Source organism: Nocardiopsis terrae, assembly GCF_014651695.1.
GTDB classification, from domain to species: domain Bacteria; phylum Actinomycetota; class Actinomycetes; order Streptosporangiales; family Streptosporangiaceae; genus Nocardiopsis; species Nocardiopsis terrae.
The window spans coordinates 153,174-166,104 of sequence record NZ_BMXJ01000005.1 but is presented as its reverse complement, the minus strand read 5'-3'; the positions used below and the strand labels follow the sequence as shown (position 1 = coordinate 166,104).

Here is a 12,931-nt window from a genome sequence, read left to right as displayed (position 1 = left end):
GGCTGTGTCTTCTCCAGCCTCCCCTGAGGGAAGGTTCAGTCCCTGAAGGCTGGGTCCCTCCTGTTTGAGTAGCGCGGCCACGGTATCGGAGCCGACGGTGCACCACTCAGCTGCTTGGCGAGTTCACGTACCTATGCGAGACGGCTACCCCACTCATCCGTGCTGTGCGAGCCGCAGCACGAGTACCGCCGTGGCCCAAAGAGCGCGCTTCAGCGACCAGATCGGCATGGAAGTCTTGCCGGGCTGCTCTCTGAGCCTGTCGGCGGCTCGAGCGGCGGCCTCCATGCGGATCCGTCATTCGCTTCGGGGTGACGCCTTGGGTGGCCTGCTAGTTTACTAGAGATTCCACGAAATCTTGTTTCCGGGGAACGCTGAAATTTGTCGTGTGCAAATGAGGCCTGAGGTACGATCCTTGTCGATGGGCCTGTGGTCGCCTCTCTTAATCTTCCGCTTTTGCGGCTGTGCTTATTGTCGTGATTTTCTTCGGTATTCTCATCAAGGGTGCGCATGCGAATCAAGTCAGTTCGTGTAGAGAACTTCCGGAGATTGCGTTCGGTCAAGGTGGACCTTGATCATAATTCGACGGTCTTCGTTGGCGCGAACAACAGTGGGAAAACATCGATGACCCACGTTTTCCGGTTCTTCTTCGAGCGTCGGAAGAGTGACTTCACTTTCTACGATTTCAACTCCGGTTGCTGGGATCAGTTTCAGGGGGTGGTGGATCTCAGCCAAGACGAAGCTGAGGAGCTACCGAAGATCCGCCTCGACCTTCTTTTGGAGGTTGGTAGGCAGGACTGGTATCGAGTTGTTGAGTTGATGTCTTTCCATGACTTGTCTGAGGACATCGGCCGGGTGGCGCTCCGGCTGGAGTTCGCGCCCAGGGGGGATCTCGCCGAGCGTTTCAGGGCGGCCCGGGAGAAGGCGCGACAGGCCAAGGAACAGCAGTCCGCAGAAGAGAAGGGGATCTTCGCTCCCTGGCCTGAGGATCTGCGTGACTACCTGGATCGGGAGTTGAACTCCGCTTATGAGTTCCGCTGCCACGTGCTCAATCCCGACTCGTTCGACCGGGATGGCTCGGTCTGTGAGGGGGACGATGTCACTGGAAGGCTGGCTGACTCTTCGGCGGCGGCCAGGGAATTCGTTGACAGCCTGATCCATGTGGACATGGTCGATGCCCAGCGATTCCTCTCTGATGACGAGACATCCAAAGGGCGGGACCTGTCCCGGCATGTTCGCCGGTTCCTCGACTACTCTGCTTCGGACGATATCGACCACGCCGCACACCAGGCCCTGAAGGCTTCGGAGCAGCAGGCGGAGTCCTATCTCGTTGGCAAGTTCGCCACAACCTTCGCCCGGCTGAACAAAGTCGTCGGCCCTGGGATCCGCAATCCGAGGCTGAGCGTACGGAGCCGGCAGAGCGGTGATGCCCTGCTTGCTGAGAGCGCATGGGTGTACTACCAGTTCACTCCGGGGGAGGAGGATGCTCAGCGGCAGCTTCCCGAGCGCTTCAACGGTCTCGGTTACAAGAACTTCCTCTTCATGCTCATCGAGATCCACGAGATGCACCGTCGATGGGCAGCGGGTGTGGGGGTTCGGCCGCTCATCCACCTCGTGGTGATCGAGGAGCCCGAGGCCCACATGCATCCTCAACTCCAGCAGGCGTTCCTGAAGATAGCGCGGGAGTTCGTTGATGAGGACGAATCGGAGGTGTTCCACACCCAACTCGTAGTGACCACGCACTCTCCCCACATCATCTACGACACCTCCTTCGATCCGATCAGGTACTTCCGCCGCCTGTCGGAACCGTATGGTACCCCTGCCTGCGAAGTCAGGGATCTGTCCAAACTCGAGACAGACGACCCCAGGTTCCTGCGCCGTTTCCTCAAGCTTACCAACTGCCACCTCTTCTTCGCTGACGCGGTGATCCTTGTGGAGGGTGACGCCGAGCGCATCCTGTTGCCGTTGATGATTGACACTGATCCGGGCAGGCTCCCCCAGTTGGTGAGCTCGCACATCTCCCTTCTTGAGGTGGGTGGATCCCATGCCCTTCGTTTCAAGCCATTGGTGCGGTTTCTTGGCCTTCCCGTACTGGTTATCACCGACCTGGACAGTGTCGCGATACCCGAGGGCGGGACGAGGAGGAAGGCCTGTTCGGTTGACACCCCCGGAGCGGTGACCTCCAACCAGACGCTCATTCAGTGGCTTCCGAGGAAAAAGGACATCGAAGAGCTGCTGAAGACTCAAAAGAAGGGAAAAACAGACGAGCACCGGGAGGGTTCGAACACCTCCTGGGTACGCGTCGCCTACCAGACTCGCCAAAATTTCAGGTGGGGCGGAAAGACCCATCAGGCCGCGGGGCGAACTTTCGAGGAGGCCATGATCCTCGAAAACCTCGAATGGATGCGTATATACGGAAAGAAGGTCGGTTTCGAACCGGATGAGAGTATCTCTCCGGAGCAGTTGGCACAGGAAGTCTTCGATTTCGTGCGCAACCCTCCGGAAGGAAAAACCAACCTTGCGTTGACTCTCTTCGACCTCTTCGAGGAATCGCGTTGGAAGACCCCCCATTACATTCAGGAGGGCCTGACCTGGCTGAACAGTGAGCTTGACCGGGAGGCGGACCTGTGAGCTCCGTGTCTGTGCGCCAGCCGACCGAGGCGGACGAGCAGATCCGCGAGGTCCTCGAAGCCTCCACCAAGCGCGGGTTCGTCGTGATCGCCGGAGCGGGGTCGGGGAAGACGACATCGCTGGTTGAGGCGCTGCGGCACATCGGTCGAACTGAAGGAACGGCCTTGCTTGGCCAGCGCCGCCAGGTCGCCTGCATCACGTACACGAATGTCGCGGTGGAGGAGATCAAGGACCGGCTTGCCGCCAACCCGCTTTTTCATGTCTCCACGATCCACAGCTTCCTCTGGAAAGTGGTTCAACCCTTCCAGTACATGATCCGTGAATGGTTGCGTTCGGACATTCGACGTCTCATCGCGGAGCGTGACGAAACCAGAGGAGCGAAGTACGTTGAGGCGCTGGAGCGTCTGGGCGATCCGGATCTGCGCTTCAACTACCAGTCCGGTCGTAACTACAAGAAAGGGAGCCTCGGGCACAACGATGTTCTGCGTATGGTTCCCGAGCTCATGAATCAGGAGAAGCGCCTAGCCACGATCGTCGCCCAACGCTTTCCCTGCGTCCTGGTCGACGAGAGTCAGGACACGGATCCGCGGGTGGTCGAAGCCCTACAGGCCATCGAGGAACAGGAACGCGGAAATTTCTGCGTCGGCTTCTTCGGTGATCCGATGCAGCGGATCTTCCCGACCGGAGCCGGTCTCATTGAAGCGGACAAGAGCTGGGCGATCATCCGTAAGAAGGAGAACTGGCGCTGCCCTGGGCGAGTACTCGATGTGATCAACAAGATCAGGAGGATGTCTCCACACGACGGAGACCTGACTCAGGTCCGGGGTAAACGTGAGGGGGAGGAAGAAGCGAACACAGGTGACGCGGACCTCTTCGTGCTCTCCTCGGAAGGTGACAGCGACGCTTGGTTGGACCGGGTGCGCGATTACCTGTCGGTTCGGCAGAACGACCTGTTGTGGAGCCAGGGAGTGGAGGGGGAGAACCTCAAGATCCTGGTGCTGGAACATCGGTTGGCGGCCCTTCGACTGGGCTTCACAGACGTGGATAGAGCCTTCCAGCAATCTGGGCGCGGGTATGCCAAGCAGCTCAAGGACGAGTACATTGCAGGATCACACTGGAGCCTGCGTCCCTTCCTCGACCGGCTCGTCCCGCTCGTGGAGGCAATCGAACAGAAGGACGGAATCACTGCTCTCGGGATGCTGCGCAGGCTCTCCCCACGGCTCGGTTCCTTCCGTGATGGTCAGGCCACCGCGGATCTACTTCCGCAACTGAAGGACGATGGCGATCACCTCGCCGAGATCCTCGCCAGGGACAGCACCGTGACGGTCGCGGACGTGCTGCGGCACGCCCTCGGCTCTGGACTCATTCGGCTGGACCCTCGCTTGAAGGCGCAGCTTCTCAAGCATGAGGGCTTCTCGTTCGTGGAAGGGCTGACAGTCGAAGAAGGCGAGGCTGCGGAAGACCCCGGAGAGCAGACCGAAGAGAGCCGCGAGGACGAGCGGAAGGTCATTCAGAAGGCCATGACCGCCTACCTGGCCTGTCCTGCGGCGCAGATACGGATCTACCACGACTACGTTCGGGGGCGGTTGCCCTACCAGACCCAGCACGGGGTCAAGGGCGCCGAGTTCGAGCGGGTCCTGGTGCTGCTGGAGGACGACCGCAGTAAGTGGAACCAGTACTCCTACGAGAAGCTCCTCGGCCTCGAGGACCTGAGCGCTTCTGACATCAGGAACATCCGGGACGAAAAAGACCATACTCCGGAGCGCACACGCCGTCTCTTCTATGTCAGTTGCTCTCGTGCGACCCGTTCGCTCGCGGTAGTGCTCTTCACCGACGACCCGGACGGGGCGTTGCAGGCGCTCCGGGAAGACGTCGACTGTCCTTTCCCTGCTGCCAGGGTTCACGGGATCGACGATCTGGAGGGGCAGCCCGCTCGTGCCTGATGAAGAGCACATGGTCGACGTGCAGGACCTTATCGCCAGTCCGGTGCCCGACGGGGTCCGGGTCGTGGTCCGCTGCCCGGAGGGCAAGGAAGCACCTCAAAAGTTCGGGACCCTGGACTTCTCCACGGTGTTCCTGGTCGCCGAGAATCCTCCTGATGAATTCGCCAGCCCGGCTGGGCTTGGGCCCAGGGACCTGGCCTGGGTGCTGGAGAAACCTTCGCGCAAGCTGAAGACCGTCCAGGACCGCTGGGGAACCCGGGCGAGCGAGGTACTTGATGAGCTGATCCGCTCTGGCGCGGTCATGGTGAAGGCACGCGTCAATATGCGGGACCTGCGGATCAAGCGGTATCTCCAGATCATTCGTACCCCACTGTGGTCGGAGCGGGCCGACGAACGGAGGCGGGAACTCCTCGGTCGGATCGACCCGGAGCAGGCCCGCACGGGACTCCTCGACTTGATGCAAGGCATCACCGAACTCGGGTCCGAGCGCGCCCTGTTACTGAGGTCCGAGCCCGGCGTGGTCCCCGAGGGCTCCGCGACGAGGGCGGGGCATTGGGACACCTACGACTTCGCGGTGCGTGTCGCGTGCCGGTGGTACAAGCACGGGGGCGACCGTCATCCCACCCAGCGTGAGGTGTCCTCCCGTTCGCATGCGCACACCGCCGGTACGAAAGCGCGCTGGACCGATGCTCGCGTCCACGCGGTGGAGAACCTGCTCAGGAAGTACATCTCCGAGCTGTTCGACTTCCCCGACCACGAGATCCGGGTGAAGGGTCCCCTGCGCTGGTACAAGGACGGCGCTCTGGCAGTGGACGCCGTCACAACCGACCCCTGGGCCGGCCTGCCTTCCAACGGCGTGCGCGAGACCGGTTCTCTGGAGCTGGTGACGGGGATCCGTGGCGTCCTCGTCCTGGAGAATCAGGACACCTTCTACCGTTCCTGTCAGATCCCCGCGATCACCGAGGGCTGGGTCTGCGTCTGGGGGGCCGGGTATGCCAGCGACGGACTCGTGGGGTTCCTCAAGATGCTGGAGCCCTTGCCGATCGCGGTGTGGGGAGACCTCGACGCGCACGGCATCGCGATCATCACCAACCTGCGCGACCGGGTGAAGCGGGATGTATACCCGGTCGCGATGACCGAGGAGTCCTGGCTCCGGGGGCCGCACCGCCCACAACCCCCGGAGCGGCAGGAACAGGACGCGAAGAAGGCGGCAGGACTTCTCGACCAGGCCCCGGACACCCTGCGGCCGGTGGCCGCGCTCATCGCCGACCATCCGGAGCTGGCCGGGCTGGGTGTGGAACAGGAAGCCCAGCACACAGAGGTGTTGCCGGGCCTGGCCGACCTGCTCGCCGGCGTGCTCGACTCAGTCCACAGCCCGTCCGGAGCGTAGCCAGAAGGCCAGATGCTCGACGTGACGACCGTTCTCGTCGGACCCCCACGACCGAGTGGGGCGGTTGTAGACCTCACTGTTGGACACGTGGTTGAACCACAGGACCTGGCCGCAGTGCTGCACAGCGTCGTGGATGACACTGTCCTGACAGGTGCCGAGGATGGTCACCTGCTGTTTGACCGCGACCTTCTGCAACTCCCGCAACACGTCTCGCCGGTTCTCGTCGCCCAGACTGTTACCGAGTTCGTCCAGTACCAGAACTCGGCCGGGCACGTCGCTGTCGGCCAGGAGCGAGGCCAACACCAGTTGGATCGCGAACACCTTGACCTGTGCCCCGTTCGCGATCTTCTGGTAGGAGACGTACGCCCCCTGCGGGGAGCGCTGCCACCGGGGGACGACGTTCACCTTCCACCGGGAGCCGGTCGCGGAGGGGTCCAGCACCTCGTAGTCGAGGCGGGCACCGTAACCGCCGTCCCGTTCCCGGTCCAACTCGTCGAACTGGTCACTGATCCTGGCCAGGATCAGTTTGATGGACCTGGCCACGGTGGCACGGATGATCTCCAACGACTCGATCTGCCGGTTCACCTCCCGCCGAGCGGTGGTGAGGTTGCGTTCGCGCTCCTCCTGTTCGGTGGCGATGAGCGTCTTGTTGGTCGAGTCCGGTATCTCGCACTCCTCCAACAGCTCGTCGAGCGGTTGGAGGGCGGTGCCGAGCACTTCCCTGGCCTGACCCGGTTCGGGGACGCTGTGCGCCGCGGTGTCGATGAGCTTGACCAGAGCGTGAGGAAAGGTGTCCCGGTCCTGGCGGATTACCGTCAGCGCCTCCAGGAAGGAGGAGGAGGCGTGGTTCCACCAGTCCTGAGCCGTGCGCCTGCGCTCGGTACGGTCCTTGACCCGGGTGATGTGCTTCTTTGCGGAGTCCGGGTCACCACCCCAGGCCAGGAGCCACTTCTCGTGTTGGATTCTCTCGACCTTCTCGTTGGTGCTCTGAAGAGCACGGCGCAGCCGGCCGAACTCGACCTCCGCGGCTCGTAGCTCCCGTTGAGCGGATTCGACGAGGAGCTCATGGTTGCCCAGCGCGATCCGGGCTTGCGTGTACTGACGGTCCACTGCCGTCCAGAGCGTCTGGAGGTGGTCCGCCGCCGTGACAGCCTCAGCATGCTCGGCCTCGGCGACCCGCAGCTCTTCCCGGCAGGCCTCCAGCCGTTCGGCCGCTGTCGCGATGTCCAGGAGTTCTTGTTGGTGTTGGAGGGCACGCCGGGCGTTCGTCAACGTCCGCCCCGTTTTCTCTTCGGTCCGTACCGCGGCCCGCAGCTCCGACTCGGCCGTGGCGATCCGGGCCTGGCGACCCGTCACCGGCTCGGGGAACCCGGACAGCATCCATTCGTCCAGGTCGACGTCGTGCGAGCGGTCCGGTCCGTTGGCGAACACGTATCGGGAACGGACCGCTTCCAGGAACGCGTCGAAGGCCGGGGGCGCGGTCACCCCGTCCAGGAGCACGGTGGCCGCACCGTCCGGGGAGCCGTCCACGCGGATGATCGACACGCCGGGGAAGTCCTGGAGCGAACGCAGCGCGAACTCCGCGTCCCCTGCCGCCACCACGACGGAGTTCCGGAAGCGCCACAGGTGGGCCTCCCACTCTGGGCGTGCGTTTTGGTCGAGCACGACGGAGTCCATCAGACCCCTGGCTCGGACCCCCAGTTCGCGCAGCCTTCGCACGGCCTCACCAGCGATGCCGTCCTCACCGGCACGGACCTGCTCCAGGTGATGTTCGGCTTCCTCGCGCCGGGCCACGGAGCGCCCGTGCAGGTTCACGGTGGAGTCCAGTCGTTCCCGCATCCGTTCGAACTCCGCCTGACGCTGGTCCACACCGACCCCGTCGAAGCGATCGGTCACGCGGAGCAGGCGTTTGCGTTCTTCGGTCAGCTGTTTCACGTCGCTGTGGAGCTCCCCGACGATCTCTGTCTGTCGCGTTCTCGCACGGTGGAGGCGTTCGCGCTCCTCCTCCGCCGCTCGGACTGCTGTTTGCGAGCTGGTGTCTTCACGCAGGCGGTTCAGGTGTGTCTTGGCCGCGCCGCTACGTTCTTTGGCCTGGTCCACGTCCTCTTGGGCCTGTTTGCGTTCGGCTGCCGCGGCCGTGAGCTCCTCCTCCCTCTCCCTGAGGCCGACGGCCAGGTGGAGCTCCCACGATCGGTTCGCGGCCGTCAGCGCCCGCCGGGCGAGGTCGCGGCGGTCGATGGCTGCGAGCTGTGCGGCCTCGGCGATGCGCCTGTTCTGGTCGTTGACCTCCTGGACCCGCAGTTCCTGGGCCGCCTCGTCGTACTTGACGCGGCCCTTCTGTTCCTTGACCAACAGGCGGGACTGACCGGTCAGGGCGATGAGCGCGTCACCGATGGCGTCGGGGGCCATCGAGGTCATCTGCTGGGACAGGAGGGACGCCACCATCGGTCGCATCGAGGTGTCCAGGTAGGCCAGACATCGCGGGGCGTCCCCGTACAGGAACTCGCCCATGCTCTGGGCGCCATTGCTCGACTTCGTGGGCAGCTGCCCCCACAGTGAGTCGGCTTGATCGGAACGTTCCTGGTCGGTGTCGGCGACAGCCACGTGCAGGTCTCTGACCCACCGCATCTGGAGGTAGGGCGTCTGGTTGGAGATGCGCAGCCACACCGTCAGGAGGTTCTTGCCGTCCTCATCGGAGAACACCCCCACGATGTAGCCGCGTCGCACCCCGCCGCCCTCTCCCGAGCCTGCGGACTCCGGGCTGAACAGCAGTCCTCTGGCGAACCCGCCATCGCGTTTGAGGCGCCACTGCGGGTCCGCGAGGAGGAGGGAGACCGCGCTGAGGAAGGTGGTCTTGCCGGAACCGTTGGAGTCACCTTTGGGCCCTTCCCCGGAGACGGCGACGAAGGACGACGGGACGATCGGAACCGGATGGGTGGTGAGGCGGCCGATATCGAAGGTCTGCACCGCGACCAGCTTCCGGGCCCCGACCAGCCCTGTGCTGCCGGTGTCCTGGAGGTGCTCGGTCGCCTGTTCGGGGAGGAGGCTCATGGTGTGCCCTCTTCTGGTTCTGTGCGGCTGTCGCGGGTGGTGGGGCGGGGACTCGCGTCTTCGCTCGGGGCCAACAGGTGGGGGCGGGTGTTCACCGCGGCCAGGTCGCGCCGGTGGTGCTCGCGGAGTTTGTCGGTAAGGCCTTCGTCGGTGGTGGTAATCAGGGTGATCTGCTCGCGTAGACGTTGGGACGCGGCGTCGGTGAGCCGGTTGAGCTGGGGTCCGGGCCCGACCAGACCGCCCCCTTGACCGCTGAAGCAGACCAGCCCGCGGGCCGCCAAGCGTCGAAGGGACTCGCGCACGACCCCCTTCGGAACCATGGACTCCTCGAGCAGGTCTCGGCGCACGGGAAGGGCATCCAGCAGACTGTCCTGTTGAACCCTGCCTTCAGCTTGCGGAATCGCCACGCAGTGCAGCAGGACCAGGGCGAGTACCGCCCGTTCCTCGGAGGGAAGGGCCCCGGACCGCTCCGCCACCAGTGCGTCCGTGATGTGATCGGCATAGCCGGAGGTGTATGCGGCTCCGATCGGGAGCAGGACCCGCCCCGCCTCGCTGAGGCACCTCTTGACGCAATTGCGCAGTTCAGGATCGAGGAGGGCCTGGAAGTGCGCGGCGAGAACCGGGGAACGGGACGACTCCACCGCTGCGATGGCGTCCAGGACAGCGGACTGCTCATCCGGGGTGAGGGTGTTCAGTACGGGCCACCTGGCGTCCGTGGTGGCTTCTGTCATCGGAGCTTCTCCACGGGCTGGTGCTCGGGGAGCCGGGGGAGGAGGTCGAACACTTCACGCAGTTCCGCGGTCTGGCTGCGGGCCCAGGTGGCGGTGCGAGGTCCCAGTCGGACCCCGGTGCCCGAGAGCTCGACCCACAGGGAGCGGTCCAGTCGCGCGAGCGCCCTCCGGTAGCTGCCGAGAGCTCGGGGACTGTCGTCCTCCTTCGCCCAGGCGAGGGCCTCCAGCACCTCCTGTTGCTCACACGGATCCCCGGGCCAGGGCTCCGTGTGACGATCACGCCAGCAGCAACCCAGGCATGCGGCGAAGACCTCCAGCTCATTTCGGGGGTGCTGCGGGTGGTACAGCCCGCTCCCTTCCTCCTGGGAGGGTTCATGACCCTCCACCCACCCCAGGATGTGCGCGGGTTCCTCCCGTCGGACGATGTCCAGAACGGATCGGCCCGCCTGGAGGGCTTCGTCGACGATGACCGCGTCAGGGAGGTCGGGGCGGATCGGCGCGGCACCCAGGGCACGCATGCGGGCCATGGCCAGAGGACCGGGATCGGTCACGCTCTTGGTCTCGGTCACGAGATGTCGTTCCCCTCGTCCGGTTCGGGCAGCGGGTGGTACTCGGCGGCGTCCGGCCCCCACTTGGGGTTACGGTGCAGCCTCACCTGGGACAGGTAGGTCATTTCTTCGGCCGGGTGGACGAAGAACCCGTCCGTCATCTCGACCTCGTAGGGGGCGTCCGGCCCGGAGGCGCTGATCAGGTCGGTCAGGAGCCGCATGCCTCCCGGCCAGCCGAGTTCCCGCAGGCGATCGGTGATGTCGATGCTGTCGTGTTCGCCGAGGATCAGTTCGGTTTGTTCCAGCATGTGGCGGCGGCGTTCCTGTTCCTTGCGGGCGATGTCGCGCAGCGGGTTGTCCTGGGGAGCATCCCGTTCGGGCCGCGGTGGTGGGGCTCCTGGGAGCGGGCCCTCGGGGCTGAGCTCCTCGACGGCTTCGATGAGTGAGGCGGGAGCGATCCCGAGGTCGGGCGGGTCCGCGACCACGTGGGTGAACACGGCCGCCAGCTTTTCTATGCTCCGCTTCTTCGCCGCGTCCCTGTACTGCTCCGGGTGGAAGAGGTCGAATCCCCGGTTGAGAGCTCCGGCGTCGATGAGTCGATCGATGAAGTCCGACGTCGCAGCGGCATAGTCCTGGGCGCTTTCCAGCGCCTCCCGTGCGGGACGTTCCAGGTCCTGGAAGTGCGCGACCACCAGTTTCTGGAGCTCCCCGACCTGTTGCACGAGCCCCGGGTCGCGGTAGCGCTCCTGCTCGACGATGAGTTCTCTCAGTGGGCGTGACCGCAGCATCGAAAGCAGGTGATCGGTGAAGACGATCAGCGTCTGCCGGGTACGCAGCAGGGCCCGGTGGACGTCTGCCCTGCTGGCCTGGTTCCGCTCGATCGCGGAGCGTGTGCTGTCCAGGAGAACCAGGACCTCGGTGATCCCGCCTTGGTGGCTGACGCGTTCGAGGAACAGCAGGAAGACCATGCTGAGGGGTTCGAGGATGTACCGGTGCTCGTGGGGTCGAGGAAAGGAGGGGAGCAGCATCTCCGAGGCGAGAAAGGTGTTGAAGCGCTGCTCGAAGTCTCGAACCTCGGCCACTCCGCCGCAGGCGTCCCGAAGCTCGCCCCGGGTGAAGCCGCCGCTCCTCGGTGACCCGGTGGTGTAGGCGTGGAAGACCGCCATGGCCACGTCCAGCAGTCTCGGGTCCTCGATGACCGAGTCGCTGTGCTTGGCGACCGGTGCGGCGAGCGCCTTCAACTGCGCGGCGAGCAGGCCCTGAGGGCGGCTGCGCTCAGGCAGGGGTGGATCTGTTGATGGCATGACTGGCGGACTGCCCTGTCCGTGGGTGGGGTCGCCTCTGAGAGGGAGAAGCGAGGGGATGAGGGGCAGTCAACCAGAGGTCACAAGATCATTTCAGGACAATCGAGAGATTTGTTCTGAGGTACCGCCGGGACGGGGGTGGGTGCTGAGTCTGCACACGTGCCCCGGCCCCGGTTCAGGGGTGTTGCATCAGTGTTGTTCACGGGCGGAGCTGAGGAAGGCGGTCCACTCGGCAGCGGGGAAGGGGAAGTGGCCCTTCGCGGGGTTCTTCGAGTCCCGGACGGCCGCGCCGCAGGGCAGGTCGGCGACCTCGACGCAATCCTGATCTTGGCCGCTGTAGCTGCTCTTCCGGAATACGATGTCTGTCACGTGTCGCTCTCTTGGGTTGCGGCCACCTCTTTGATGAAGGCAGCGGACCGGGCTGTACTCAGAGAGGACCCTTGGACGTCGCCGAAGGTGGCGCTGTACTGCGTGACATTGTCGGCTTCCTCGATGAAGAGGGCGTCGGTGACGGTTCCGACGTAAACGATCGGTGTGTCCAGAGGGTCCCAGAACTCCAAGATAGTGAACGGTGCGGCGAGCGCGGCATGGGCACCAGCGGAGAACGGCAGTACCTGGATATCGATGTTAGGTAGCTGTGCCATGTAGAGCAGGTGGCCGAGCTGCTCGCACATCGTTTTCGTGTCACCGATCTGCCGACGGAGTGCAGCCTCGTCAATGACAGCTCGGAGTTGGACGGGGCGGAACCTGGTCAGGATCTCCCGTCGCTCCATACGGAACTCCAGGCGGCGTCGGATCTCCTCTGGGCTCACATACCTCCCGCCTTGGAAGATCGCTTCGGCATATCCGGGCGTCTGGAGCAACCCAGGAATCGTTTGAGTCGTGAAGGTCCGGATGACTGAAGCCTCGGCTTCGAAGTCGGGGAGGGCACGATCCCCGAACACGTCCTTGTACTTGGACCACCACCCTCTGAGCTTTGCATCCTTAGCCAGAGCATGCATGGCCTCCCGTGCCTGGGAGTCATTGACCTCGTAGAGGTCCAACATCTTGTCAATATCACCGCTGGTGATGCGCTTTGTCTCAGTCTTCTCGATCTTGCTCAGCTTGCCCGCGCTCCACTGGAGCTTCTTCGCAGCTTGAGAGCCGGTCAGGTCGGCTTGTTCACGGGCACGGCGTAGCTCGGCGGCGAGGCGACGCAGGCGTAGGGAGGGACTTCGTTCGATGGCCATGGCAGAATCCTAGGACTCTAACTCTCAAATTTCTAGTTATCCGTTGACTGTAGTGCGATTGAGAGTATGGTGTTGAGCGTAGCAAGTGATCGGGGTCTCACGCAGAG

General features: G+C 64.0%; 9 protein-coding genes. 3 read left to right on the top strand and 6 right to left on the bottom strand.

The features are described from left to right. The first annotated feature begins 507 nt into the window (after positions 1-507). From IE195_RS15090 to IE195_RS15080, 3 genes are read left to right on the top strand one after another with little or no spacing between them, the layout of a single operon-like run. Positions 508-2,628: an ATP-dependent nuclease gene (locus tag IE195_RS15090; protein WP_191271883.1), complete on the top strand. Its 2,121-nt coding sequence runs from the start codon at positions 508-510 to the stop codon at positions 2,626-2,628. After that, complete coding sequence (locus tag IE195_RS15085; protein WP_191271881.1) at positions 2,625-4,571, top strand: UvrD-helicase domain-containing protein; 1,947 nt, start codon at positions 2,625-2,627, stop codon at positions 4,569-4,571. The genes IE195_RS15090 and IE195_RS15085 overlap by 4 nt, the downstream gene beginning before the upstream one ends. Then, positions 4,564-5,961: a Wadjet anti-phage system protein JetD domain-containing protein gene (locus IE195_RS15080; protein ID WP_191271879.1), complete on the top strand. Its 1,398-nt coding sequence runs from the start codon at positions 4,564-4,566 to the stop codon at positions 5,959-5,961. Before IE195_RS15085 ends, IE195_RS15080 begins: the two co-directional genes overlap by 8 nt. Here IE195_RS15080 and IE195_RS15075 read toward each other — a convergent pair. The 6 genes from IE195_RS15075 to IE195_RS15050 form a co-directional block, all read right to left on the bottom strand. After that, a complete protein-coding gene (locus tag IE195_RS15075; protein ID WP_191271877.1) occupies positions 5,935-9,012 on the bottom strand; it encodes an SMC family protein in 3,078 nt (1,025 codons plus the stop codon). The genes IE195_RS15080 and IE195_RS15075 overlap by 27 nt on opposite strands. Further along, positions 9,009-9,743, bottom strand: a complete 735-nt coding sequence (locus tag IE195_RS15070; RefSeq protein WP_191271875.1) for a GntR family transcriptional regulator — start codon at positions 9,741-9,743, stop codon at positions 9,009-9,011. The genes IE195_RS15075 and IE195_RS15070 overlap by 4 nt, the downstream gene beginning before the upstream one ends. Continuing rightward, a complete protein-coding gene (locus IE195_RS15065) occupies positions 9,740-10,312 on the bottom strand; it encodes a hypothetical protein (RefSeq protein ID WP_191271873.1) in 573 nt (190 codons plus the stop codon). Before IE195_RS15065 ends, IE195_RS15070 begins: the two co-directional genes overlap by 4 nt. Then, positions 10,309-11,595, bottom strand: a complete 1,287-nt coding sequence (locus IE195_RS15060; RefSeq protein WP_191271871.1) for a hypothetical protein — start codon at positions 11,593-11,595, stop codon at positions 10,309-10,311. The genes IE195_RS15065 and IE195_RS15060 overlap by 4 nt, the downstream gene beginning before the upstream one ends. Positions 11,596-11,784: 189 nt before the next feature. Further along, a complete protein-coding gene (locus IE195_RS15055) occupies positions 11,785-11,964 on the bottom strand; it encodes a DUF397 domain-containing protein (protein WP_191271869.1) in 180 nt (59 codons plus the stop codon). Further along, positions 11,961-12,824 carry a helix-turn-helix domain-containing protein gene (locus IE195_RS15050; RefSeq protein ID WP_191271867.1) on the bottom strand — a complete coding sequence of 288 codons (864 nt, stop codon included), beginning with the start codon at positions 12,822-12,824 and terminating at the stop codon, positions 11,961-11,963. The genes IE195_RS15055 and IE195_RS15050 overlap by 4 nt, the downstream gene beginning before the upstream one ends. Positions 12,825-12,931: the final 107 nt, after the last annotated feature.